This is a genomic window from Streptomyces argenteolus (assembly GCF_042902585.1).
GTDB lineage: Bacteria > Actinomycetota > Actinomycetes > Streptomycetales > Streptomycetaceae > Streptomyces > Streptomyces argenteolus.
This window is the reverse complement of the sequence record NZ_JBIBEG010000002.1, coordinates 668,387-690,830: the sequence shown is the minus strand read 5'-3', so window position 1 is coordinate 690,830 and position 22,444 is coordinate 668,387. Positions and strand designations below refer to the sequence as shown.

Annotated in this window: 24 protein-coding genes, 1 tRNA gene and 1 pseudogene; 15 read left to right on the top strand and 11 right to left on the bottom strand. The window is 72.1% G+C overall.

All coding sequences use genetic code 11. From position 1 onward, the window contains the following. The first annotated feature begins 22 nt into the window (after positions 1-22). From ACFY8O_RS09695 to ACFY8O_RS09685, 3 genes are all read left to right on the top strand, one after another. Positions 23-1,699 (top strand): alkaline phosphatase D family protein, encoded by a 1,677-nt coding sequence (locus tag ACFY8O_RS09695; protein WP_387900357.1) that lies wholly within the window; start codon positions 23-25, stop codon positions 1,697-1,699. 110 nt (positions 1,700-1,809) lie between these two features. After that, on the top strand, positions 1,810-2,268 hold the full coding sequence (locus tag ACFY8O_RS09690; RefSeq protein WP_387900355.1) for a DoxX family protein: 459 nt from the start codon (positions 1,810-1,812) through the stop codon (positions 2,266-2,268). A 195-nt stretch (positions 2,269-2,463) separates the two neighbouring features. Further along, positions 2,464-3,111: a DedA family protein gene (locus tag ACFY8O_RS09685; protein WP_145801758.1), complete on the top strand. Its 648-nt coding sequence runs from the start codon at positions 2,464-2,466 to the stop codon at positions 3,109-3,111. A gap of 10 nt (positions 3,112-3,121) precedes the next feature. Here the strand turns inward: ACFY8O_RS09685 and ACFY8O_RS09680 are convergent, their stop codons facing one another. From ACFY8O_RS09680 to ACFY8O_RS09660, 5 genes are all read right to left on the bottom strand, one after another. Next, on the bottom strand, positions 3,122-3,346 hold the full coding sequence (locus ACFY8O_RS09680; protein WP_145801757.1) for a DUF2277 domain-containing protein: 225 nt from the start codon (positions 3,344-3,346) through the stop codon (positions 3,122-3,124). A 111-nt stretch (positions 3,347-3,457) separates the two neighbouring features. Then, positions 3,458-4,825, bottom strand: coding sequence for a DUF1254 domain-containing protein (locus tag ACFY8O_RS09675; protein ID WP_387900353.1), 1,368 nt, complete (start codon positions 4,823-4,825; stop codon positions 3,458-3,460). Between the two features lies 1 nt (position 4,826). After that, complete coding sequence (locus tag ACFY8O_RS09670; RefSeq protein ID WP_145801755.1) at positions 4,827-5,258, bottom strand: DUF7144 family membrane protein; 432 nt, start codon at positions 5,256-5,258, stop codon at positions 4,827-4,829. Between the two features lie 113 nt (positions 5,259-5,371). Further along, entirely contained in the window at positions 5,372-5,716 is a 345-nt protein-coding gene (locus ACFY8O_RS09665; protein WP_387900351.1) for a hypothetical protein, read from the bottom strand. Positions 5,717-5,721: 5 nt separating this feature from the next. Next, positions 5,722-5,937 carry a hypothetical protein gene (locus ACFY8O_RS09660; RefSeq protein WP_145801753.1) on the bottom strand — a complete coding sequence of 72 codons (216 nt, stop codon included), beginning with the start codon at positions 5,935-5,937 and terminating at the stop codon, positions 5,722-5,724. Positions 5,938-6,252: 315 nt separating this feature from the next. Here ACFY8O_RS09660 and ACFY8O_RS09655 point away from each other — a divergent pair, with 315 nt between their 5' ends. The 4 genes from ACFY8O_RS09655 (at position 6,253) to ACFY8O_RS09640 (ending at position 9,033) form a co-directional block, all read left to right on the top strand. After that, on the top strand, positions 6,253-6,819 hold the full coding sequence (locus ACFY8O_RS09655) for a flavoprotein (RefSeq protein ID WP_387900349.1): 567 nt from the start codon (positions 6,253-6,255) through the stop codon (positions 6,817-6,819). Between the two features lie 35 nt (positions 6,820-6,854). Continuing rightward, on the top strand, positions 6,855-7,400 hold the full coding sequence (locus tag ACFY8O_RS09650) for an MOSC domain-containing protein (protein ID WP_387900347.1): 546 nt from the start codon (positions 6,855-6,857) through the stop codon (positions 7,398-7,400). Between the two features lie 61 nt (positions 7,401-7,461). Continuing rightward, positions 7,462-8,190 carry an SDR family oxidoreductase gene (locus ACFY8O_RS09645; protein ID WP_387900345.1) on the top strand — a complete coding sequence of 243 codons (729 nt, stop codon included), beginning with the start codon at positions 7,462-7,464 and terminating at the stop codon, positions 8,188-8,190. Positions 8,191-8,442: 252 nt separating this feature from the next. Next, on the top strand, positions 8,443-9,033 hold the full coding sequence (locus tag ACFY8O_RS09640; RefSeq protein ID WP_387900343.1) for a hypothetical protein: 591 nt from the start codon (positions 8,443-8,445) through the stop codon (positions 9,031-9,033). A 63-nt stretch (positions 9,034-9,096) separates the two neighbouring features. On the opposite strand, the gene sigJ is transcribed toward ACFY8O_RS09640, so the two are convergent. Beyond that, positions 9,097-10,035 carry an RNA polymerase sigma factor SigJ gene (gene sigJ / locus ACFY8O_RS09635; protein ID WP_387900341.1) on the bottom strand — a complete coding sequence of 313 codons (939 nt, stop codon included), beginning with the start codon at positions 10,033-10,035 and terminating at the stop codon, positions 9,097-9,099. A 151-nt stretch (positions 10,036-10,186) separates the two neighbouring features. Between sigJ and ACFY8O_RS09630 the strand changes: the two genes are divergently transcribed. The 3 genes from ACFY8O_RS09630 (at position 10,187) to ACFY8O_RS09620 (ending at position 12,930) form a co-directional block, all read left to right on the top strand. Further along, positions 10,187-11,266, top strand: a complete 1,080-nt coding sequence (locus tag ACFY8O_RS09630) for an LUD domain-containing protein (protein WP_387900339.1) — start codon at positions 10,187-10,189, stop codon at positions 11,264-11,266. Between the two features lie 380 nt (positions 11,267-11,646). Next, positions 11,647-12,273, top strand: coding sequence for a class I SAM-dependent methyltransferase (locus ACFY8O_RS09625; RefSeq protein ID WP_387900337.1), 627 nt, complete (start codon positions 11,647-11,649; stop codon positions 12,271-12,273). 489 nt (positions 12,274-12,762) lie between these two features. Continuing rightward, positions 12,763-12,930 carry a hypothetical protein gene (locus ACFY8O_RS09620; protein WP_387900335.1) on the top strand — a complete coding sequence of 56 codons (168 nt, stop codon included), beginning with the start codon at positions 12,763-12,765 and terminating at the stop codon, positions 12,928-12,930. Positions 12,931-13,164: 234 nt separating this feature from the next. On the opposite strand, the gene ACFY8O_RS09615 is transcribed toward ACFY8O_RS09620, so the two are convergent. Continuing rightward, positions 13,165-13,362, bottom strand: a complete 198-nt coding sequence (locus tag ACFY8O_RS09615; RefSeq protein WP_387900333.1) for a hypothetical protein — start codon at positions 13,360-13,362, stop codon at positions 13,165-13,167. A gap of 796 nt (positions 13,363-14,158) precedes the next feature. Between ACFY8O_RS09615 and ACFY8O_RS09610 the strand changes: the two are divergent. After that, positions 14,159-14,374: pseudogene (locus ACFY8O_RS09610) on the top strand (site-specific integrase); the annotation flags it as partial. A 103-nt stretch (positions 14,375-14,477) separates the two neighbouring features. Here ACFY8O_RS09610 and ACFY8O_RS09605 read toward each other — a convergent pair. Beyond that, a tRNA-Val gene (locus ACFY8O_RS09605) sits at positions 14,478-14,552 on the bottom strand. Between the two features lie 215 nt (positions 14,553-14,767). On the opposite strand from ACFY8O_RS09605, the gene ACFY8O_RS09600 reads away from it, so the two are divergent. The 4 genes from ACFY8O_RS09600 to ACFY8O_RS09585 all read left to right on the top strand — a co-directional run bounded on the left by ACFY8O_RS09600 (position 14,768) and on the right by ACFY8O_RS09585 (position 18,279). Next, positions 14,768-15,541 carry a DUF4097 family beta strand repeat-containing protein gene (locus ACFY8O_RS09600; protein WP_387900331.1) on the top strand — a complete coding sequence of 258 codons (774 nt, stop codon included), beginning with the start codon at positions 14,768-14,770 and terminating at the stop codon, positions 15,539-15,541. Between the two features lie 70 nt (positions 15,542-15,611). Further along, on the top strand, positions 15,612-16,979 hold the full coding sequence (locus tag ACFY8O_RS09595) for a hypothetical protein (protein ID WP_387900330.1): 1,368 nt from the start codon (positions 15,612-15,614) through the stop codon (positions 16,977-16,979). A gap of 466 nt (positions 16,980-17,445) precedes the next feature. Beyond that, complete coding sequence (locus tag ACFY8O_RS09590; protein ID WP_387900328.1) at positions 17,446-18,054, top strand: DUF4383 domain-containing protein; 609 nt, start codon at positions 17,446-17,448, stop codon at positions 18,052-18,054. Between the two features lie 9 nt (positions 18,055-18,063). Continuing rightward, positions 18,064-18,279 (top strand): FmdB family zinc ribbon protein, encoded by a 216-nt coding sequence (locus ACFY8O_RS09585; RefSeq protein ID WP_145801740.1) that lies wholly within the window; start codon positions 18,064-18,066, stop codon positions 18,277-18,279. Positions 18,280-18,312: 33 nt separating this feature from the next. On the opposite strand, the gene ACFY8O_RS09580 is transcribed toward ACFY8O_RS09585, so the two are convergent. The 3 genes from ACFY8O_RS09580 to ACFY8O_RS09570 all read right to left on the bottom strand — a co-directional run bounded on the left by ACFY8O_RS09580 (position 18,313) and on the right by ACFY8O_RS09570 (position 22,386). Further along, positions 18,313-18,972 carry an O-methyltransferase gene (locus ACFY8O_RS09580; RefSeq protein WP_387900326.1) on the bottom strand — a complete coding sequence of 220 codons (660 nt, stop codon included), beginning with the start codon at positions 18,970-18,972 and terminating at the stop codon, positions 18,313-18,315. A 58-nt stretch (positions 18,973-19,030) separates the two neighbouring features. Then, positions 19,031-19,795, bottom strand: coding sequence for an HAD family hydrolase (locus tag ACFY8O_RS09575; RefSeq protein ID WP_387901075.1), 765 nt, complete (start codon positions 19,793-19,795; stop codon positions 19,031-19,033). 86 nt (positions 19,796-19,881) lie between these two features. Then, a complete protein-coding gene (locus ACFY8O_RS09570) occupies positions 19,882-22,386 on the bottom strand; it encodes a phosphoribosyltransferase (protein WP_387900324.1) in 2,505 nt (834 codons plus the stop codon). Positions 22,387-22,444 lie beyond the last annotated feature (58 nt).

Sequence of the window (22,444 nt, the reverse complement as noted above, 5' to 3'; positions counted from 1 at the left end):
CCGCGACGCGAGGAGGGCACACATGGCCGGGCTACGCCTGGGACCGCTGCTGAGGTACGTCGACTGGGAGACCGGCTCCCGGGCGACGGTCTGGGTGGAGGCGAGCAGGCCTTGCACCGCCGAGGTCCGCTGCGCGGACGGGGCGGCCGGCAGCTCGCCCACGTTCGCCGTCCAGGGGCACCACTACGCCCTGGTGGTGGTGACCGGCCTGACCCCCGGCTCGACCACGCCCTACGAGGTCCTGCTCGACGGCCGCACGGTCTGGCCGCCCGAGGACTCGTCCTTCCCGCCGAGCACGATCTCGACCCCCGTCCTGCCGCAGCCGGAGGCGGCGGGCCCGGTCCGGATCGCCTTCGGCTCCTGCCGCTGGGCGGCCCCGCCGGCCCACGGGCACGACGCCATCGGGCCCGACGCCCTCGACGCGCTGGCCACCCGCCTCGCCGCCGACCCCGAGGCCGCCCGCCCGGACGTCCTCCTGCTGCTCGGGGACCAGGTGTACGCGGACGAGACCTCCCAGGCCACCCAGCGCAGGCTGGCGGCACGCCGGGACCTGGAGGAGGCGCCCGGCGCCGAGGTCGCGGACTACGAGGAGTACACCCACCTCTACGACGAGTCCTGGCGCGACCCGGACGTGCGCTGGCTGCTCTCCACCGTCCCCAGCTGCATGATCTTCGACGACCACGACGTGGTGGACGACTGGAACACCAGCGCGTCATGGGTCCAGGACATGCGCGACACCCCCTGGTGGCACGAGCGGATCGTCAGCGGACTCATGTCGTACTGGGTCTACCAGCACATCGGGAACCTCTCCCCCGACGCCCTGGAGGCGGATCCGCTCTACGCGGCCGTCCGGGCCGTCCCCGACGCCACCGAGACCCTGCGCACCCACGCGGCGGCGGCCGACGCCGACCCCACCCTCACCCGGTGGAGCTACCGACGTGTTTTCGGCCGAGTACGGGTGCTCATGGTCGACACCCGCGCCGCCCGCGTCCTCGGCGAGCAGGAGCGGTCGATGCTCCGTGACAGCGAGGAGAAGTGGCTGCGCGACGAGGCGCTCACCGACCCCGCTGCGTACGACCATCTGCTCATCGGCACCTCCCTCCCCTGGCTCCTGCCGCCCCTCATACACGACGCCGAGTCCTGGAACGCCGCGCTGTGCCGAGGCGAGCGGGGCGAGCGCTGGGCCCGCCTCGGGGAGAAGATCCGGCGGGCCGGTGACCTGGAGCATTGGGCCGCGTTCCCGGATTCCTTCCGCCGGCTGACGGAGCTGCTGAGGGAGGCGGGACGCGGCCCGGACGCCCCGGCGACGATTTGCGTCCTCTCGGGCGATGTGCACCATGCGTACGTCGCCGAACCCCGGTGGCCCGACGTCACCCCGCAGGACACTCCCGCCGCACGCGTCCTGCAACTGACCTGCTCTCCCGTCCACAACTCCGTTCCCGCGTACATGCGTGCGGGCTTCCGGTTCGGCTGGAGCCGGGCGGGGAGGTGGATGGGGCGCGCGCTGGCCCTCCACGGGCGCACGGAGACCCCTCCGATGCGCTGGCGCCGGTCGGGCGGGCCCTGGTTCGGCAATCAGCTGATGACGCTCACCCTGCGCGGCCGAAAAGCTTCGCTGACATTGGTTCAGGCCAGAGCCGGTGCGGCAGGGGCCCAGCTGGACACCGTCATGGAGCGCTCCCTGACGTCGAACGACTGACCGAGTTTCAGCCAATTAGAAAATGTTGAACTTGCAAGCATAAATGAGGCCAACCTAACCTGTGGGGTCCGATCGGTTCACGTCCCCAGACCGAAGGAGCCCCACCCCCCATGTCCATACGTCTGAACCGGGCCCAGCCCTACGCACTCGGACTCTTCCGGGTCGTCATCGGCTTCCTCTTCGCCTGCCACGGCGCCGCCTCGCTCTTCGGAGTGCTCGGCGGCTCCATGGGCGGCGGCACCGTCCCCGCCGGCACCTGGCCCGGCTGGTACGCGGCAGTGATCCAGCTCGTCGGCGGCACGCTCGTCGCCCTCGGACTCGGCACCCGTGTCGCCGCCCTCATCTCCTCGGGCTCCATGGCCTACGCCTACTTCAAGGTGCACCAGCCCGAGGCGCTCTTCCCCCTGCAGAACGGCGGCGAGCCCTCGGCCGTCTTCTGCTGGGCCTTCCTGCTTCTGGTCTTCACCGGCCCCGGCGCCGTGGCCGCGGACCGGCTGTTCTCCTCGCGCGCGGGCTCCGCGCACAAGGACGAGCCCGCCCGCGAACAGACCCCGGCCGTCTCGGTCTGACCCTCCCGTCCCCGTACGCCCCGGTCCCCCTTCCCTACGAGGCGGGCCGGGGCGCACGTGACCTCCACGACATCCCCGACCCGGCGGCGAACAGCTGGTCAGCCGCAGGCGTACGCTGTACAGCCGGCCCTGCCGCTCCTGCCGCTCCCCTGCGACGTCGCGGCGTTGAGACGGAACACGGAACGGGGAGTAGAAGTGCTGGAGAGTGTGGGTGCGCTGACAGGCAGCCCATGGATCTACGCGGTGGTCGGCCTCTCGGTGCTCCTGGACGTCTTCCTGCCCGTCCTCCCCAGCGGTGTGCTGGTGATCACCGCCGCCACGGCCGCTGCCGCGAGCACGACGACCGTCACTGCGGCGGCCGGCGAGGCCACCCGGCAGGTGCCCTCGCTCCTCGCCCTGATCCTCTGCGCCGCCACCGCCTCGGTCCTCGGCGACCTCGTCGCCTACCGCCTCGCCTGGCGCGGCGGCGACCGTCTCGACCGGGCCATCGCCAGGTCCCGCCGCCTCACCTCCGCGCAGGAACGCCTCGGGACGGCGCTGAGCCGTGGTGGAGGCGCCCTCGTCGTCATCGCCCGGTTCGCACCGGCCGGACGTTCCGTCGTCTCCCTGGGCGCGGGCGCGGCCCACCGCAAGGTGAAGGAGTTCCTGCCCTGGTCGGCCGTGGCCGGGGTGGCCTGGGCGGCGTACAGCGTGGGCCTCGGTTACTTCGGCGGGCAGTGGCTGGGCGCGAGCTGGCTCGGCACGGCCGTCTCGGTCCTCGCCCTGTTCCTGGCGGGCGCCCTCGCGGCGCTCGTCGTGCGCCGGCCGCCCCGGGCGGCGCACGCGGTCCCCGCGGGGCACTGAACCGGCCCGCTCACACCCGGGCGGCGGCGCCTCTCACCTCCAGCCCGTCCAGCAGCCGGTGGGTCGCCTCGGCGATCTCGGCCACGGCCTGGTCGAAGACCTCCTGGTTGTGCGCGGCGGGCGCGCGGAAGCCCGACACCTTGCGCACGTACTGCAGGGCGGCGGCTCGCATCTCCTCCTCGGTGGCCTCTTCGGGGATGGCTGGCGGGCGAAGGGTCTTGATACTGCGGCACATGTCTCCAGTGTGCGACGCGCCACTGACACCGCGCCCTGAGAACGACGCCTCCGCCCCCGGCACCGCGTCCGGGAGCCGCGTCCCCCGGTTCCCGGCACCGCGCGCCGAGCGCTACGCCTCCAGTCGCTCGACCGGCGGGATGACGTAACTCCCGTCGAGAACATCCTGGCCAGGAAGGTGGAGCCGCATCACGGGCCGGAAGCGCCCGGCCGGCACCGGCACCCAGTTCGCCGCTCCGGCCGGGTCCGTCGGCCGTTCCGGGGAGAGCTGGAGCGTCACCGAGCCGTCCGCTCCGGGCACGAGCCCCGGCGTGCGGTCCCCGACGGCGCAGCGCTCCCCCGCGTGCGTGACCAGGTGGCCCCCGGGCAGGTCGTACACGGTCACGGACCAGAAGGCCCGGACCGGGGGCGGCTGTGCGAGGCGCAGGACGTAGCGGTGGGCCCCGTCGAGCGGCCGTCCCCGGGAGTCGCGCGCGGTGTGCGCGTACACCGCCTCGTACCCGTGCGGGATCCAGCGCCCCCGCCGGGCCGCCACCGCCCTGATCAGGTAGGACGCCTCCCGGTCCGGGAGCCGCCACTCCGGTGAGCCGATCGTGCCGACGCCGGCGTGGTCCAGGTTGTAGTCGCGCAGGTGCGGATCGGTCTGCCAGACGCCCGGCCCGCCCCCGGCGGCCGGGCGGCGGGCCGCCTCCTCCACCCGCAGCCTGCCCAGCGCGAGCCCTCGCGTGAGCGCGCGCACGAGGCCGGGGGCGGCCGACACGTACGGCGAGACCCCTTCCTCCAGAAGCCCGAGGGGCTGGAAGCGGTCCTGGTAGGCGCGGTCGGCCGCGGCGGGCGGGAAGTCGCCCATCCACACCCGCAGCTCCTCGAAGAACCTCAGTTCGCCGGGGACCCCCGGCTCGGTCGCGGGAAGCCCGGTCCGATGGGCGCGGTCGCCCAGGTGCGTCAGTGTCAGCTCCTGCTGGAGCGCCCGGACACGGGGCATGTCCCCCGGCCCGTCGCAGGCGAGGCGGCCGAGGACCGAGACGATGGAGGTGGGGGCGTCGATCACCCCCGACACCACGTCGGGGACGGTCCCGGCCCAGCCGGGCGGCACGATCATCCAGTCGCCCTCTCCGCTCCCGGTGCTCCGCACCCCGAGATAGGCGAAGGGGTTGCTCCAGGCGTCCACGAACTGGAGCACGTAATAGGCTCCGGCGGTGTCCGGCACGTGCAGCCTGACCGGCCCTCCGGACAGGTCGAGCTGTGCGAGCGCGTCGACGAGGTCGGCCGGGGCGTACGGCACGTGCGTGCCGGGGGTGGCCGGCCCGTCCGCGTGGGCGAACGCGTTGAAGGGCGCGGGGGCCAGGGTCCCGCAGCCCTCCTGGAGGCAGGCCTGGACGCCCGACAGCCGGCGGACGAGCGGCGAGCCGTAGACGTACGCGTCGGCGGCCAGCGCCGTCAGCGCGTCCCGTCCCAGGCCGTCCCGCCCCGGAGTCATGTCAGATGACCGGCTTCGCCCGGTGGGCGCAGAGGGCCCAGATCACGAAGGCGTCCAGCGCGACGGAGATGACCGCCCACACCGGCTGGTAGGGCAGCCAGACGAAGTTGGCGACGAGGTTCAGCGCGGCGAGCACGATGCCCACCGCCCAGGCCCAGGCGGAGCCCTTGAGGATGCTCCATCCGACGAACGCCAGGACCACTCCGAGGATCAGGTGGATCCAGCCCCACGAGGTGACGTCGAACGTGAACGTGTAGTTGTTGACGCGCCTGTACACGTCGTCGGACGCGATGCCCGCGATGCCCTTCACGACGCCGAGGATGCCGTCGACGATCAGCACGACCCCCGCGAACATCACCCCGCCGGCCGCCCAGGGGTCGCCGTCGGGGGCGGAGGATCGCGGGGAGCCGGGTGCGGGTGATGACTGGGCCATGGGTTCCTCCACTCGACGGACGGCCCGCACCGCTGCGGGCAGATCCGACCCTGTGCGACGACCTCACCGGCCACGACTCGGACGCATCCGTTCGGGTGCCGGCCGTCGCCCTTTCAGTGCGCCCCCACGGTGACGACCTGCCCCTGCGCGTCGACAGTGAGGACGACGCGTTCGACCTTGTTCGTCAGGGCCAGGACCGCCCACACCCCACCCCACACGCCGCACGAGAAGACCGTGAGGAAGGCGTGCAGCACGTGGTCGACCGGCTGCCCGCGCACCAGGACGGCCTGGCTCCCCGACCGGGACTCCACGCGCCACCCCGCCGCCACCCGCTGGCTCACCACCCAGTCGAGGATCAGGCCCCGCTGGGCGGCGTCCGGCACCGCCCCGCTCGCCCCGTAGTAGCCGGGGGGAGGTTCGAGCGACGCCTCGCGCCGGTGTGCTCGACGACGCCTCACGGGGCTCACCTCCAGGTGTCGAGGTCTCCGCCCCGCCATTCGATCAACTCCGGCTGGTCCAGATCGATCTCCTCGGCCCCTTCGGCGAGCCCGGCCCGCCGCAGGAACGAGGCCACTTCCCCGCGCCCGTGCGCGAGACCGACGATCTGCCCGCGTACGGTCACCCGCCGCCCACCGGTCGGTGAGGGCGGATGCACGATCACAGGTGGATGTCCGGACATGCCTCCACGGTCCCCCGTGCTCCGCCGCAGCGCATCCCGGAGCCATGGGCACCCCCGGCGAGGGCTCCACGAGCGGCTGCCCGCCCCCCGAGGCCGCCACCGCGCTGGGGCCGGGCACGGTGGCTGCTCGCTGCCGTGGTCACGCGCACACGAGCAGGTTCGTACGACTCCGCCGTGCCCGCCGTCCTGGAGAGCTGACCGGCGGGTGCACCGTGCCCGCCCGGCCCGGGGAGATCTCCGGGCCGGGTCCGCGCGTGCGGCCCTGGCAGCACAATGGCGCGGGAGAGACGACGGGCGGCCAAGGGTGGAGGAACGATGGGTGCGGGCAGCCGCGGAGTGCTGGGGGTCGTCGGTACGGCGGCCGACGGGGTCGAGAAGCTGCGTACCGGACTGGTCGAGCCGGCCGTCGCCCTGGGCTGGCAGGTGGCCGTGACGCTCACGCCGACCGCCGGCCGGTGGCTGCGGGCCGACGGCGAGCTGGACCGTCTGGAGTCGCTGACCGGTCTCCCGGTGCGGGACACCCCTCGCCTGCCCTCCGAACCCCGGCCGCACCCCGTCGCCGACTGCCACGTGGTCGCCCCGGCCAGCGCCGACTACGTCGCGAAGCTCGCGACGGGCATCGCCGACAATCAGGCGCTGACGCAGGTGGGCGAGGCCATCGGAACCATCGGTGTGCCGGTGGTTCTCTTCCCCGGGGTCAACGCGGCTCACGCGCGCCATCCGGCGTGGTCGGGACACATCGCCGCCCTGCGCGCGGCGGGCGTCCGACTCGTGTACGGACCCCACGTCTGGCCCCTGCTCGAACCGCGCGAAGGGCCGGCGGACCGTGAACTCCCCTGGCAGGCGGTACTGGCGGAGCTGCCCGGCGGGGCGCCTGCCTAGGATGGCCGCTGTACACGGGACCGGGCGGGGTGGGCATGGCAGGCAGGATCACAGCGGTGAGCAGCAACGGGACGTACTCGTTCAGCAAACCCAATCGCGAGTCCGTCACGCTGCTCGCCGGCCTGGGCGTCGAGGGTGACGTCCACGCGGGCGAGACGATCCGCCATCAGTTCCGCATGACGTACGAACCCGACCTGCCCAACCTGCGCCAGGTGCACCTGATGCACGAGGAGCTCTTCGACGAACTCGCCCTCAAGGGGTACGCCGTCGCCGCGGGCCAACTCGGCGAGAACATCACGACCCGCGGTGTCGACCTGCTCGGCCTCCCCACGGGCACGCTCCTGCACCTCGGTGAGCAGGCGGTGGTGGAGGTGACGGGCCTGCGCAACCCGTGCGCGAAGATCAACGACTTCCGTCAGGGCCTGCTCGGGGAGGTCTTCGCCCTCGACCCCGTGTCGGGGGACTTCACGTTCAAGTCCGGGGTCATGGCCGTGGTCCGCCACGGCGGCCCGGTCCGCCCGGACGACCCGGTCGGGATCGAACTGCCCGCGCCGCCGCACCGCCCGCTGGAGCGCGTGTGAGCGGCGGCGGCCGGTGCACCGCCTCCGCCGGCACCTCGGCCCGTCGAACCGGAGCGAGCTCATGAGACTCGACGACCGCCGGGTGGTCGTCACGGCCGCAGGCCGCGACTTCGGCCGGACCCTGGCCATCCGGCTCGCGGACCTGGGGGCCGAGGTCTTCCTCTCCGCCCGCCGGCTCGACGCCGCGGAGCGCGTACGCGACGAGATCCGTGGTCGGGGCCGTCAGCGGGTGCACGCCTTCGCCTGCGACCTCACGGACGCCACCTCCGTCCGCGCGTTCGCGGCCGATGTCGCGCGGCACACCGGCCACATCGACCTGCTCGTCAACAACGGCTCCCGCTATCTGCACGGCCCGGACCTGCTGTCCGCGACGGACGAGGACATCACGGACACGCTGGCGTCCGGCGCCACCGGCACCGTCCTGACGGTGAAGCACTTCCTTCCGCTGCTGCTCGAATCGGCGCAGCCGGACATCGTCACCATGGTCTCCGCCTGCGGGACGGCGGGCCACCGGCGTTCGGACGCCCACGACGCGTTCTACGCCGCCAAGAGCGCCCAGGCGGGCTTCGCCGAGATCCTCTCCGCTCGCCTGCGCCCGCGGGGAGTCCGCGTGATCTCGCTCTACCCGCCGGACTTCGACAACCCCGACCCGCTCTCCGCCCAGTGGGACACCACCCCGCGCGAGTCCGGGAGCACGCTCACGGCGCATTCGCTCGTGGAGTGTGTCCTCTTCGCGGTCGCCCAGCCCCGCGACTGCTTCATCAAGTCGTTCCACTTCGAGCAGGCCTGAGCGAAGCGGGGCCGTCGCTGCCGACCGGAACCAGGCCTCGCCGACGAGGAGTGGTCCCGGCTGCCCCCGACCGAGGGGGCGTGACGCCACCACCGCGCACGACGAAGCCCTCAGCTCTGCGGCGTCTCCACCGATCCGCTAAGTTGAACACGTTCAAGTTGAACGCGTTCAAGACGGGGGCGTCCCATGAAGGAGACCGAAGCTGAAGCGCGGGTGCTCCGGCGGCAGAAGGTACTTGCCGTGGCTGCGGCGATGGCAATGGTGCCAGGCCTCGGCGTCGCGCTCTCGACCCCCTTGGCCTCGCACTTCCTCGTGACCGCCCTTCCGGCGTTATGCCCCCTCTACTTGCTGCACCGGCGGCGCAGCTTCGTCCGCGCCTGCCTGGTGATCGGGAGCGGCATGCTGGCCTGGTCCCTGGCCGGTTTCCTCCTGGGCATGTTCCTGTTCATCCCGACAGCCGTACTGCTGCTGGTGGCCGCCTTCGCGGACCGGAGCACCAGGCTGGGCCTGAGGGACAGGGCCGTGCCCAGCGCCCTCCTGGTGGCAGGGGCCATGTTCGTTCCCTTGCTGACGTACGACGCGGGCGAGCCCGAATCCCACAGTTACCAGGCGGAGCTCGACTCCGGCAGCCGCCTCCACCACCAGGACTTCGCGGCCTGGCGTGACCAGCTCCTGAAGTCCGGGGCGACGCGTGTCATCGGGTACGAGAGCTGCGAGCACTTCTACCTCGACGTCGATTTCGCCGAGGATCTTCCGGAGGACCGGCGCGCGGAGCTGGCGAATCGGATCATGGAAGTGCCGGGCGTCGTGGAGGTGGAACTGGGGGAGAACGAGGGGTGTTGACCGCGTCGGCCCTACGCCCCGGGCAGGTCGTCGTCCGATCACCAAGTGGCGCGGGCTCGACCCTCAGATGGTCTGCCAGGGGCGGAGCTTCTCGGGGTTGCGCACCGCCCAGATCCGCTCGATCCGCTCCCCCACGACACTGAACGCGAACACCGTCGCGACGTCGCCCCCCTGCCGCGCGACCAAGCCGGGCAGGCCGTTGACCGTGCACTCCGCGTAGGTCGTACGGTGGCCCGCCAGACGCGCGATCCTGACGTAGGCACGGGCGATCCGCTCGCCGCCCACGATCGGATGCAGGTGGGTGACGGCCAGCCCGCCCCCGTCGGCGGTTGCGGTGGCGGCCGGGTCGAGCAGGCCGATCAGGGCGCCGACGTCCTGGGCCTCCCACGCCGTCCTGAATCGCCGGACGACGTCGGCCTGCCCGGCACCCGGCCCCGCAGGCGTCCGCGCGGTACGGACACGACGGCGGGCGGACGAGGCCAGCTGGCGGCACGCCGCCGGAGTGCGGCCGACGATCTCGGCGACCTCGCCGAAGGGGTAGCTGAAGACGTCGTGCAGGACGAACGCGACCCGCTCGGCCGGGGTCATCGCGTCGAGGACGACGAGGAAGGCCATCGTCACCGACTCGTCGAGGGTGACCCGGTCGGCCGGGTCGATCCCGCCGACGCCGGGGCGGCCGGTGATCCACTCCGTGGGCTCGGGCAGCGGTTCGGGGATCCACTCGCCGACGTACGTCTCCCTCCTGACCCGCGCCGAGCCGAGCAGGTTCAGGCAGATGCGGCCGGCGACCGTCATGAGCCAGGCCCCTGGCACCTCGATGGCCCGCTGCTCCTGCGGGGACATGGCGTACCAGCGGGCGTAGGTCTCCTGCACGACGTCCTCGGCGTCCGTAAGGGAGCCGAGAAGCCGATAGCCGAGATTGATCAGCCGACGCCGCTCGCCCATGATCGCGCTGAGGCCCGGATCGCTCTGTTCGCCGACGGGCTCTGCTCCGGTGGTCATGGTGTGGCCCTCTTCCGTTCCGCTTCTGCGCCTCCGCCCCTTACGACAGGACAGCCCCCCGAAATGTGAGGCCGACGCGCCGCCTCACATTCCACAGGGCCGCTCTGTCGTAAAGGGGTGAGAACGACGAGACGATAGAGAGGGAACTCCGATGAACGACTTCCAGGCCGTCGCGGACCGCGTCGAGATCGAGGCGCTGCGCGGCGAGTTCACCGACTCGGCGATGATGCGCGACCGGCCCCGCCTGGCATCCCTGTTCACGCCGGACGGTGTCCTGCGCATGCCCAATATCCCGGTCGAGCTGACCGGCCGCGAGGAGATACGCGCCGGCGGCGAACGGCTGCAGGCGCAGTGGGACTTCTTCGTGCAGACCACGCACCCCGGCACGATCCTGCTCGACGGTGACACCGCGACCGGCCGCGCCTACATCCAGGAGCTCGCCCGCACCCTGGACGGGCGGCAGGGCCTGAACTACGCGGTGTATCACGACCGTTACCAGCGCACGGAGGAGGGCTGGAAGTTCGCCGAACGGGTGTACGAGGTCAGGTACCTCGACACCACCCCGCTGACGGGAACGGCCCCCTCCTCCGCGTACGAGGGCAACGCCGCCCCGGCAGCGGCCACGGCCTTCGCCGCCCCGGCACCTGCCGAGCAGGTGGAGCGGACGGCCGCCGCCCTGCGCGCCAACGGCTTCACGGTCGAGGTCCTCGACGACGCCGCAGCCGCCCGCGCCCGCGTCGAGGACCTCCTCCCCGCGGGCGCCCGCGTCTTCACCGGGGCCAGCGAGACCCTGCGGCTGTCGGGCATCGAGGAGGACATCAACACGGGCGAACGGTATGACGCCGTCAGGCCGCGCGTCCTGGCCGTCGACCGTGCCACGGGCGCCGACGAGATCCGGCGGCTGACCGCGAATCCCGACTACGTCGTCAACAGCGTCGCCGCGGTCACCGAGACCGGCTCGCTCGTCCTGGCCTCGGGCAGCGGCAGCCAGCTCCCGGCGAACGCGGGTGGAGCGGCCCACGCGGTGTGGGTCGTCGGCGCGCAGAAGGTGGTACCCGACCTGAGCACGGCACTGCGCCGCATCGAGGAGCACGCCCTCCCTCTGGAGAACATCCGCGCCCAGGCGGCGTACGGACGGCCCAGCGCCGTCAACCGCATACTCATCCTCAACGCGGAACCCCACCCCGGGCGCGGCACGGTGCTGCTGCTCCGGGAGGCGATCGGGTACTGAGCCGGGGGACGAGCGGAATCGGTACGAGGACGGCGTTACGGGGCGTATGGGGCGGGGCGGGCGGCACGGGGGCGGGGCATGCAGGCGGGGTGGGCCGTACGGCGCGGGGCGGGCCTGCGCAGTAGGGCCCGGCCGGGCGGGCCGGGCCCGTCCCGGAGGCAACCGTCGCGCGGCCATGCCCCGCCCGCGCGCCCGCACAACCGGTCCTTCGACGGGGTGTGCCATAGTCACACGTCGGACTTCACGCCCGCCGGCGCCCCGTCTCCGTCTCCCTCTTGCGGACGGACCGAGCAGGGGACGGCACGGCCCCCGTGGGCGCGGACGTGCGACGACACCGCCGCGTCTCTCCTGGACGAGGCCGACCGGAAGGCACCACGAACATGACCGGGCACAGCGACCGTTGGGCGGAACTGACCGGCGGACAGGCCGGCGAGGACTACGCCCAGCGCTTCGCCCGGCTCGCCGAATCCGGGCACGACGTCCACGGCGAGGCCTCCTTCTGCACCGCGCTGCTGACGCCCTCCTCCAAAGTGCTGGACGCGGGCTGCGGCACCGGCCGGATCGCGATCCGGCTGACCGAGCTGGGCTACCGCTGCACCGGCGTGGACGTCGACGCCTCCATGCTCGCCGTCGCCCGCCGCGAGGCGCCCACGCAGGAGTGGCTCCTGGCAGACCTGGCCCGTCTGGACTCCCTCGGCCTGGAACCGGACTTCGACCTGGTGCTCGCCGCCGGAAACGTGATTCCGCTGCTGGCGCCCGGCACGGAAGCGACGGTCGTCCGCCACCTGGCCGCCGCCCTGCGGCCCGGTGGTCTGCTGGTCACGGGCATGGGTTTGGACGCGGCCCACCTTCCGCTGCCGGAACCGACGGTGACCCTGCCCGAGTTCGACCGATGGTGCACCGAGGCCGGACTCACCCTGCGGGAGCGCTACGCCACCTGGAGCGGAGACCCCTACACCGAAGGCTGCGGCTACGCCGTCAGCGTGCACGGTCTCCCCACCACCTGAGCCCGCCCGGACGGCACTTCGGCACCGCCGCTCCTTCCGCGCCGGACCGGCCGGAGAAGTCCCCTTTGCTGCTGCCCCAGGATGAACGAGGACGACGACAGGCACGACAGAGCCTGCGCCCAGGCGTCGTAACGACAGCGGAACTGCACGTGCGCAGTGCCCAGCGACTGTTCGGCCAGAAGCCGGCAAAGCGCTGTGGACGCGCTGACGCCCCACATAGTTCTTACGTCACCTACGGGCACGGCGGTCGCTGAGGCTTCAGCAGCCGACGACAAAGGCAGCCTCGGCGTCCGGCTCCGGTCATGAGCACATTTCTCGGGACGCCTCTCTGGGTAAGGCGCGACGCGACACGCATGAGGCGTATTTGCGGAGCCCGAACAAGGACTGGGCGTCCCTGGGAACAGGCGGCCCACGACAATGCGGAGCGGCAAGGGACCACAGGGCGGTTCCGCCAGACACCACGGGGGAAACATGATCTTCATCATTTCCATGGCAGTCGTATCTGCTGCCGCGATCGTGGCGTGCCTGGTCGCACTGCGACGCAGAGGCGGCTCGGGAGAACGCGGGGCACTGGAGCGTGGGGCAGCGGACCAGGGTCTCGCACAAGGTCTGGGCGCGGCGAACACCAAGGGCCAGAACACAGGGTCCTGGTCCTGAGCTCGGCCGTCAGTCACCTGCCTCCGTCAACGCCCCCGCAACGGCTCGCTGCGGGGGCGTTCTGACTGGTGGCGGGGACGGTTTCGAACCGCCGACATCTGCTTCGTAAGTTCGACCCGACGTCCTCAGAAGTCGGCTGCCACGCAGCTTGGGCTAACACCTACGGCCGCTCGAAGTCGTTGGCGTCCGGTGCTGTTGATCCCAGCCGTGGATGTCAGGTGCCGCCCTGTGCGGCTACGGGCGACGGTAGATAGCCGGGTCGGTTCCGGGTGCCGGAGCCCGGGAGAGGTCCAGGTAGCACGGGTGGCCAGGGTCGCCTACTTCCATGACCACGAACTGATCGACGTCGTGCTTGGCGAAGCGATGGAGGTACTGCAAGAAGAGTTCCAGTTCCTCCTCGCAGAGAGGTTCGTCGTGTCGGTCGTTTCGCACGCCCCGCACGCTACAGCCGGCCTTGGCGACAGGGCCTCTTCGTCCCGAAGCAACTCGGATGCTGGTCTTGCCTTGGTCAAGCGCGGCTCTCACTGCGCTGATGGTCCGCTGACGTCCGCGCTCGTCCGCCGTTGTTCGTCGGCGTTGTCACGCAGTTGGACACTCAGCGGTCGACGGTTGATCGTCGGCGAGTCGGTTGTCAGTGCTGGCGTCTAGGGTCTCAAACGCGCGGTCGGCTTCCGGGGGTTCCAGCTCTGGAGAGAATGGTTGCATCCCCGGCCTGTCTGGGGGCGGCCCGGAGAATCGTCCGGGACCTAACCGACGGTCGGGCCTCGTTGATGGCCAGCGGATGACCTGCCAGAGCCGACCGCGCACCACCTTCCCTTGGGGTGGCCACCTGATCCGTAGCTTTAGCCAGAACGGTCAGCGACGGCCATACCGGCCGCTACGAGGCCCCGGAGAGACGGTAGCGGACGGGGGCGGTTGCTGTGGTTGCGGTACTGCACTGCTGTACCGCAACGCTGCTGTCCCTCAACCTCACCGATGGCACCCGCTGTACTAGTAACTATGTCTCAACTCATAGCTGCCGCGATCAGGGCTGCTGGCGCACTTGGGCGCGTCGTCGTTGCTGGTGCCTTCACGTTGATGCAGGCCAGGCGAAACGCAGCAGATCGCGAGCTCGATCGCTTGGAAGCGGAGCGCAGCCGGGTGCCTTGATGAGTAGAGAAAGTCTTACCGCACGTGTGAGCTTGTGCCGCTTGGCCGTGGTCGGTCGGCTTGATGGTCGTCTCGGCACGTCCACTTCCACGATCTGCGCCATACCGGGAACACCCTCGCCGCGACCGGCGGTGCGACTACCCGCGAGCTGATGCAACGCATGGGCCACTCGTCGGTACGTGCCGCGCTGATCTACCAGCACCTGGTGAACGGCCGTGACCACGCGATCGCCGCGCACGTCGACGAGCAAATCAGAAAGGCCCGGCCGGCAGAGCCCGACGACGCATCTGGCACGTGCCTGGCACGACGCCTCTCCCCCGCCTTCGCGACTGAGGAACGAACAAGGCCCAGGCTCCCGGTCTGGTACCGGTGACCTGGGCCTTCGTCGTGCTTAGTACTGGTGGGCGCGGACGGTTTCGAACCGCCGACATCTGCTTTGTAAGAGCAGCGCTCTACCCCTGAGCTACGCACCCGTGGATGAAGCAACAGGTTACATGGCCCACAGCCCCCCGCCGCAATCCGGTGGCCCGCCGCCGCGTGCCCCGGCCCGAGCGCCCGAGCGTCCGCCGGGGTGGGGGTACGGGGGATATCCCCACCCCGGAGACGGTAGCCGTCCGGATCGTTGCGGGAGTGGGCCCGTACATACGGTGGGGGCACATCGGCAGCGCTCTCAGGGGGACTCGACATCATGACCATCCGTACACGACGCACCGGCGGACTCCTCGCTGCCGGCGGGACCGTGCTTCTCGTCGCCGCGCTCAGTGGTTGTGGTGGTGCGAACGCGGAGGGGGCGCCCGTCGAGCACAAGTCGTTCGCCTTCGACGGGAAGGCGCTCACCATCGACGCCGACAACTCGTCCCTCGACCTCGTGCCCGCCGATGTCGACCACATCGAGGTCAGCCGCCGGGTCGACGGGTGGGTCGTGCTGGGCAGTGGGCCGGACCCCGTGTGGAAGCTGGAAGGGGACAAGCTCACGCTCCACGTGAAGTGCCGGGCCATGATCAGCAACTGCGAGGCGCACCACGAGGTGAAGGTGCCCAAGGGGCTGCCCCTCACCGTCCGGGGTGACAACGGGAAGGTGACCGCCGCCGGCTTCGCAGGTCCGCTCAAGATCTCCGCCGACAACGGCGGGGTGGAGGTGCGCGACGTGTCCGGGCCGCTGGATCTGCAGAGCGACAACGGGACGGTCGAGGCCCAGCGCGTCTCCGGGACCTCGGTGATCGCCCGTGCGGACAACGGCTCGATCTCACTCGGATTCGCCACCGTGCCGGATCTCGTGGACACGGTCAGTGACAACGGGCACATCTCCATCACCCTGCCGGCCGGGAAGAGTGCGTACGCGGTCGCGGCCGAGGCGGACAACGGTGACGTGCGCGTCGACGTGCCCCGCAGCGCCGGGAGCGGTCACGTGGTGAAGGCGCGCAGCGACAACGGGGAAGTCACCGTCCGAAGTGCGAACTAACCGGCCCGTGTGTTCGTCCTAACTGGTGGGAGAATGAACCGGGCAGGGCGGATCGGCACGGGAGAGGGATGTGACGGCGACACACACGCGGCCTCAGGCGAAAGCGAGTGTTGGTTGTGCCGTCAGGGACGTCCTGGTGCTGATGCTGCTGCCGGTGCCTCTCGTCGGCGCCGTGCTTCCTGCCGCCTTCGCCGGCGGCGGTACACGCCGGTGGTTCGGGGGCCGTGGCGAGAGTCAGCGGGCCGACGCACAGGCGGCGAAGGACGCCGCCGCCGAGGCGTTCTACGAGCTGGACACGGCGCAGCGTGACCTGCAGATCTCCATCGAGACGATCACGGCTGTGGACAGTTCGCCCCCTGCTCGCAAGGCCGCGGAGGACTTCGCGGAGCTGGGGCGGCGGATCGACGAGGTCAGCCACGCGTACATCACCGCCGTCGACGCGCACGACCTCGACCGGGACGATCTGGAGCCCTCGGCCGCGGCCGGAGCGCGGACCCAGCTGACCCGGGCCAGGGACGACCTCGTGCGGGTGAAGGGCGAGCTGGACCGGTTCGCCCAAGGGCTCGGGCCACTGCTCGGCAGCGCGGAGACCCAGCTCGCGCGCCTCGCGCCCGCCGTGGAGCGGGCCCGGCAGGCGTTGCTCGCGGCGAGCAACGCCTTGGACGCCGTACGGGCCTCCGGGTTGCGGGCGGACGATCTCGCGGCCCGGCTGGCGGCGCTCGCCCCGGAACTGACCAAGCTCAACCAGGGCGCGGGGCGGCACGGCGTCACCGAGACCCTGCAGCGCGCCGATCAGGTGCTGCGTGACGCCGAGGCGGTGCGGACGGAAGCGGACCGGCTGCCCGAGCGGGCTACGGAGATCGACCGCAGGCTGGTGTCGCTGCGCACCCGGGCCCAGGCGCTGACGACGCGCGCCGGGCAGGTGGAGCCGGTCCTCAGCGAGCTCCGGCGGCGCTTCTCGGCGGCCTGCTGGCAGGACCTCCAGCCGGTGCCCGAGCAGGCGGCCGTCAACGTGCGGCAGGCCGAGGCGAAGCTGGCGGAGGCCGCCGAGGCGCGGTCCGAGCAGCGGTGGGCCGACGCGACCTCCCGGCTGAGCACGGTCCGGGCGCTGCTCAACACGACGGACGAGGCGGTGTCGGCCGCCGGTGACCGCTTGCGGCAGCTGGACGCGGTCGCCAAGAATCCGCAGGCGGAGATCGACCGCACCCGCTTCGCCATCCGTGACGCCCAGCGCCTCGCCATGGCCGGGCGGAACACGCCCGATCCGCGCCACGCCCGCCCGCTGGACGACGCGGTGGCGCGGCTGGACCGGGCGGTCGCCGGGCTCGAGGGGCGCCATCCCGACTACTGGCACTTCCTCACCGAGACCGAGGCGGTCCGGCAGACCGCGACGCGGGTGGTGTCGGCCATCCGCGAGGAGCTGGGCGCCGGCGCCTGACCGCCACGCCCTGGGCTTCTGACCGCCCCGGCCCGGTCTGCTGGCCGCCACGCCCGGTGTCTGGAACGCCACAGCCGGTTTCCTGACCGCCAGCACCCGGGCTCCACCATGCCCACTTCCTGACCGCCGCACCCGGGGATCACCACGCCCGCTTCCTGACCGCCGCACCCGGGCGCCTGAGGTGCCGGTGCCCCACCTCCGGCCCGGCTCGACCCGCGCCGGACGTCCGCGAGCGGGGCCGGGGCGGGCTGACTTGTCCCCGGCCGCCGCCGGGCCGATGCTGGAAGTACGCAGCGGCTTCCGCCGAGGCGCACGGGCCGTACGCGGCCCGCCCCGGGCCGGACAGCGGTCCTCCCCGGATCGCCGGATCACAGCACCCGGCGCACCTTGGGGCCGTACCGGCGGTCCTTCCCGGGTCGTACGCGGCCCGCCCCCAGGCCCGTACGTGGCCGAAGGAGGCCGACACATGGCCATACATGTCCTGCACCCCACAGGCCGCCGCCGCAAGACGGACGGGCCCAAGGTTCCCCGGCTCGACGAACACCTGCCCGTGGACCACCGCCTCAGCAAGGTCTACCGGGTGGGAGCGGGCCTCATGGGGCTCCTGCTCGTCGCCTTCGGCATCCTCGGGCTCATCGACCGTATCGGCTTCTTCGACACCGGCGGTGACACCGTCGCGGGCCTCAACACCAACGGCGCCCTGAGCATCCTGTCCATCTGTGTCGGGCTGCTGCTCTTCGTCGGGATGGTCATCGGGGGAAACTTCGCCTCCACCCTGAACATGGTCCTGGGGATCGCCTTCATCGTCAGCGGGTTCGTGAATCTGGCCCTGCTGGACAGCGACATGAACGTGCTGGCCTTCCACATGCAGAACGTGCTGTTCAGCTTCGTGGTCGGCCTGTTGCTGATGATGTTCGGCATGTACGGGAGGGTCAGCGGCGGACTGCCCCACGACAATCCGTACTGGCGTGCCCGCCACCCCGAGCAGGTGGCGAGGGAGGAGCGCCTCGCCCCCGCCCCGATGCCCGAGGTGGCGAGAGGGAAGACGCCCCGTCCCGCGCAGAAGAGGCTCTAATCTGGGGCCATGCCTCGTTACGAGTACCGCTGCCGCTCCTGCGGCGAGACGTTCGAAGTCAGCCGCCCCATGGCCGAGTCCTCCGCTCCCGCCTCCTGTCCCGCCGGGCACGAGGACACCGTGAAGCTGCTCTCCGCCGTAGCCGTGGGCGGCTCTGCCGCCTCCGCCCCCGCCCCGTCGTCAGGTGGCGGCGGAGGCTGCTGCGGGGGCGGCTGCTGCGGCTGACGGCCGGGCACCGGGCACCCGCGCGGATGCGGGTCAGATCCGGCGGGAGAGCGTCAGCCCGTCCGCCACGGTCAGCAGGACGCTCTCCATCCGGGGATCGGCCGCCACGTGCGCGTTGAACTCCTTGACGGCCGCCGCCGCCCCGGTGGCCGCCGGGTCGACGACGCTCCCGTGGAAGAGGACGTTGTCCGTGACGACGAGCCCGCCGGGGCGCATGCGCGGGACCAGTTCCTCCCAGTAGGGGATGTAGTTCTCCTTGTCCGCGTCCAGGTAGGCCATGTCGATGTGCGGTTCGCCCGGCATCGCGCGCAGGGTGTCCAGCGCGGGTGCGATCCGCAGGTCGATCCGGTCGGCGACCCCGGCCTTCTCCCATGCCTCGCAGCCGTACGCCGTCCACTCCTCGGAGATGTCGCAGGCGATCAGCACCCCGTCCGCGGGAAGTGCCTGGGCCATCGACAGCGCGGAGAAGCCGGTGAAGGTGCCGACCTCCACGATGTGCCTGGCCCCCGTCAGCCGGGCGAGGAAGGCCAGCAGCGGCCCCTGTTCCTCGGCCGACTGCATGCCCGCGCGGTCGGGGAGCCGCGCGTACGTGGTCTCGACGAGCGCGCGCTGCACCGGGTCCAGCGGCGGGTTGTGGGCGAGTACGTACGCGTACAGCTCTTCGGTGATCTTGGTGGTGTTGCCCTTGGTCATCTGTGTCTCCTCCTGTCGCGGCGGCGCACCCAGCCTCCCGGAGTCCGCCCGGGGACGCTCAGAGACCCGCCGGACGCGCCTCGGCGGCGCGCAGGAAGCGGCGCAGGATCTCCTCGCCGGCGGCCACGCCCCGCTCCCTGAGCACCTCGGTGTTGGGTGCTCCCCAGCCGCTGTCGGCGAGTTCGCCGTGGCCCGGGCGCCAGGCGCGGTCGGCGGCCACCAGCAGGTCGGCGTCCAGGAGCGAGTCGCCTGCGGCGAGCGTTCGGGTGGCGCCCGTGCGGCGGGCCACCTCCGCCATCGCGGCGCTCTTGGTGAGCGGCTTGGGCACGGCGTAGATCTTCCGCCCCTGGAGTGACACCGTCCACCCCCGCGGGTCGGCCCAGGCCGCCAGTTCCTTCACCCAGCCGTCGGGCAGGGCCGCGCGGTCGACGACGACGTAGGTGAAGAGGTCCTCGGCGACCCGTTCCTTCAGCAGCCAGGCGGGGTCTGCCGTGGCCAGGACGTGGGAACGGACCTGGTCGAGGGAGACGCACTCGTCGGCGATCCGGCGGGCCACCCGCGCCTGCCAGTCCGGGTCGGAGACACCGTCGACCAGGATGTGGCCGCCGTTGGCGCAGATGGCGTAGCGGGAGGCCGGGCCCGGGAGGTGGATGCGGCCGTACTGCTCCCGGGTCCGGGTGGTGGTCGGTACGAACACCGTCGTGCGGGCCAGTTCGCCGAGCAGGGCGGCAGCCGTCTCCGTCATGTAGCAGAGGGGCGCCCGGCCGTAGACCTCCACGCAGAGCAGCCGCGGGGCCTGCTCGTCCGGCATCGTCAGCTGCATGGACGCGGCCGAGTAGATGAGGGTGCGGTCGAGGTCGCTGGCCACCAGCGTGACGGGGGCGTCCACGGGTGCGGTCGCTGCGTCGCTCACTTCGCCGTCACCGCCGTGCCGTCGGCGCCGGTGGCGCCACGGGTGTACTTGGGGTGGATCAACCCGACGCAGGTGTAGGGGAGTTCCTCGACCTCCTCGACCGGTACGCCGCGCTGCTCGGCCAGCAGCCGTACGTGGTCGAGGTCCGCACCCGCGCCTCGCTTGGCCAGGATCTTCCAGGGGACCCGGCGCAGCAGCACCCGGGTGGTCTCGCCGACACCGGGCTTGACCAGGTTCACGTCGTGGATGCCGTACTCCTCGCTGATCCGCTCGACGGCGGCCCAGCCCTCCCAGGTGGGGGCGCGGTCCGCGGCGAGGAGTTCCTTGGCCTCGGCGTCCACGGCGTCGGCGACCTCGTCGAAGTGTGCGACGACCGAGTCGACGAACAGGCCCGAGACGTCGGCGCCGGCCAGCTCTCGGTAGAATTTCGCTCCGTGGAAGTCGTTCGGGCCGACCAGGTCCGAGCGCAGGACCGTGCGGGAGATCAGCCCGGAGACCGTGGAGTTGAGGCAGGCGGACGGGATGAGGAAGTCCTCCCGGGTCCCGTAGGTCCGTACGCAGCCGCCCGGGTCGGCCAGCACGGCGATCTCCGGGTTGAAGCCGTCGAACTCCTCCAGGGCCGTGGCGAGTTCGCGGGTGATGGCGCCCTTGCCGGTCCAGCCGTCGACGAAGACGACGTCCGCGGGGTCGTGGCGGGCGGCCAGCAGGCGCAGGGCGTTGGCGTCGATGCCACGGCCCCGGACGATGGAGACGGCGTAGTGCGGCAGGTCGAGTCCGTGGCGGTGCAGCGCCCAGCGGCGCATCAGGACCCCGACGGGCGTGCCGGCCCGTGCCAGCGAGGCCAGGACGGGGCGGGGTCCCCGCTCCGCGATGACCGTCTCGGTGACCGTGCCGACGGCGCGGGCGATACGCGCGGCGGAGGTCTCCAGGGCCGCCCGGAACAGCTCCTGGTACTGCGGGGTGGGCTGGTACTCGACGGGCAGCGATTCGGCGTAGTGCGCGCCGCCGCTCTGGATCGCTTCCTCGCGTTCCTCGGTGGGCGCCTCCAGGGGCGTGTCCGAGAGGTCCTGGAGCAGCCAGCCGACGTCGTCCGGGGCGTAGGAGGAGAAGGCGGGGCCCCGGAGGGGTTCGGGCAGCATGGCGGCTTCCTGCCTGTCGGGGTGCGGCGAAGGGCCCGTGCGGGTGACGGGCGATGCGGCTGCTTCGCCCGGGCCCGGCGACGGGGCCGTCCGGGTGGCGGCCGGGGGTACGTACGAGGGGACGACCGCGAGCAGGACCCGGTCGGTGTGCCCGGCGAGACGGGCCAGCAGGCCGTCGGGGGCGTGCAGGGCCGGGGTGTCGGCCACGGAGTCCACGACGGCGACCACGGCGTCGAATCCGCCGCCGGCGACGTTGTAGGCGTACCGGTCGCCCGGGCCGTCGGCGGGGTCGTCGTGGGCGGGGAAGACGAGGCGGCTGCGTATCGCGTAGCCGGGATCGTCGACGGCGAGCACGGGAGAACGGGTGGTGGTGGAGAAGCGCACGTCGGCGGTGGTGGCGTCCTCCAGGGCCGTGCCGAGCCGCAGCGGTGCGTACATCAGCTCCTCGAAGCCGAGGACGAGCACCCTGCGGGCGTCGCCCAGGGCGTCGGCGACCTGGGCGGCCATGCCGGGCAGGGCGGCGTCGAGGGCCGCGCGGTGGACGGGCGTGAAACCGTGGCGCCCGCCGTCGGGGACGCCGGCCGGCCAGTCGAGGGGGACGCGGACGGGGGCGGATCTCGGGGCGGGAGGTGCGGCCTCGGTGGCTGCCGCCTCGTGCGCGGCGACCAGGCCGCGCCCCTTCTCCAGGACCCCGTCCCGCAGGAGCACGGTGCCCCGGGCGCGGGCCACCAGGTCGACGCGGGCGCCGATCTCCTCGGCGAATTCGGCGAGCCGCCCGCGGTCGGCCTCGGACCGCATGTCCACGAGGGCCACGATGACGTACCGGTCCCGGGGGTAGCGCGCGTGGAGGGCCCGGACGGTGTTGAGCACGGTGTTGCCGGTGGAGAACTCGTCGTCGACCAGGACCAGCGGCCCGCCCTCCTCGGTGGTCCTCAGCAGGTCCGGGTCCTCGGGAAGCAGCAGATGGGAGGTGGCGTGCGAGTGCGACTCCTCGAAGCCGCCCGCCTGGGCCACTCCCGCGACGGGACGGCGGGTCGAGTGGAGGTACGGGGCCACCCCCAGACCGTCCGCGACGGCGTGACCGAGCCCCGTGGCCGTCTCCGCGTATCCGAGGACGACCGCGCGGGCGGCGTCCGCCTCGCCCAGCAGGTGCCGCACCCGTTCGCCGAGCTCGCGTCCCGCGCCGTGGACGACGGAGGGGCGCTGGGGCACATGCTTGCCCAGGACGTTCGACACGAGCAGATGCGCCCGCTTCGGGTTGCGGCGCAGGGCGAGGCCCAGCAGCTCCCGGAGTTCGCCGTCACCGGTGAGCTCGACCCCGAGCCGCTCCGCCACCCAGTTACCCGACCACTCCACGTCCACTGCCTCTTCTTCCCGCTCGGCTTCCGGTATGTGCCCGGCCGGGTGCCCGGCCGGGTTC

What these genes read in the sequence shown, in the direction of transcription:
- ACFY8O_RS09695 (WP_387900357.1), top strand. Translation starts at nt 23, where the DNA reads ATGGCCGGGCTACGCCTGGGACCGCTGCTGAGGTACGTCGACTGGGAG.
- ACFY8O_RS09690 (WP_387900355.1), top strand. Translation starts at nt 1,810, where the DNA reads ATGTCCATACGTCTGAACCGGGCCCAGCCCTACGCACTCGGACTCTTC.
- ACFY8O_RS09680 (WP_145801757.1), bottom strand. Translation starts at nt 3,346, where the DNA reads ATGTGCCGCAGTATCAAGACCCTTCGCCCGCCAGCCATCCCCGAAGAG.
- ACFY8O_RS09675 (WP_387900353.1), bottom strand. Translation starts at nt 4,825, where the DNA reads ATGACTCCGGGGCGGGACGGCCTGGGACGGGACGCGCTGACGGCGCTG.
- ACFY8O_RS09670 (WP_145801755.1), bottom strand. Translation starts at nt 5,258, where the DNA reads ATGGCCCAGTCATCACCCGCACCCGGCTCCCCGCGATCCTCCGCCCCC.
- ACFY8O_RS09660 (WP_145801753.1), bottom strand. Translation starts at nt 5,937, where the DNA reads ATGTCCGGACATCCACCTGTGATCGTGCATCCGCCCTCACCGACCGGT.
- ACFY8O_RS09655 (WP_387900349.1), top strand. Translation starts at nt 6,253, where the DNA reads ATGGGTGCGGGCAGCCGCGGAGTGCTGGGGGTCGTCGGTACGGCGGCC.
- ACFY8O_RS09650 (WP_387900347.1), top strand. Translation starts at nt 6,855, where the DNA reads ATGGCAGGCAGGATCACAGCGGTGAGCAGCAACGGGACGTACTCGTTC.
- ACFY8O_RS09645 (WP_387900345.1), top strand. Translation starts at nt 7,462, where the DNA reads ATGAGACTCGACGACCGCCGGGTGGTCGTCACGGCCGCAGGCCGCGAC.
- ACFY8O_RS09640 (WP_387900343.1), top strand. Translation starts at nt 8,443, where the DNA reads ATGGCAATGGTGCCAGGCCTCGGCGTCGCGCTCTCGACCCCCTTGGCC.
- sigJ (WP_387900341.1), bottom strand. Translation starts at nt 10,035, where the DNA reads ATGACCACCGGAGCAGAGCCCGTCGGCGAACAGAGCGATCCGGGCCTC.
- ACFY8O_RS09630 (WP_387900339.1), top strand. Translation starts at nt 10,187, where the DNA reads ATGAACGACTTCCAGGCCGTCGCGGACCGCGTCGAGATCGAGGCGCTG.
- ACFY8O_RS09625 (WP_387900337.1), top strand. Translation starts at nt 11,647, where the DNA reads ATGACCGGGCACAGCGACCGTTGGGCGGAACTGACCGGCGGACAGGCC.
- ACFY8O_RS09620 (WP_387900335.1), top strand. Translation starts at nt 12,763, where the DNA reads ATGGCAGTCGTATCTGCTGCCGCGATCGTGGCGTGCCTGGTCGCACTG.
- ACFY8O_RS09600 (WP_387900331.1), top strand. Translation starts at nt 14,768, where the DNA reads ATGACCATCCGTACACGACGCACCGGCGGACTCCTCGCTGCCGGCGGG.
- ACFY8O_RS09590 (WP_387900328.1), top strand. Translation starts at nt 17,446, where the DNA reads ATGGCCATACATGTCCTGCACCCCACAGGCCGCCGCCGCAAGACGGAC.
- ACFY8O_RS09585 (WP_145801740.1), top strand. Translation starts at nt 18,064, where the DNA reads ATGCCTCGTTACGAGTACCGCTGCCGCTCCTGCGGCGAGACGTTCGAA.
- ACFY8O_RS09580 (WP_387900326.1), bottom strand. Translation starts at nt 18,972, where the DNA reads ATGACCAAGGGCAACACCACCAAGATCACCGAAGAGCTGTACGCGTAC.
- ACFY8O_RS09575 (WP_387901075.1), bottom strand. Translation starts at nt 19,795, where the DNA reads ATGCAGCTGACGATGCCGGACGAGCAGGCCCCGCGGCTGCTCTGCGTG.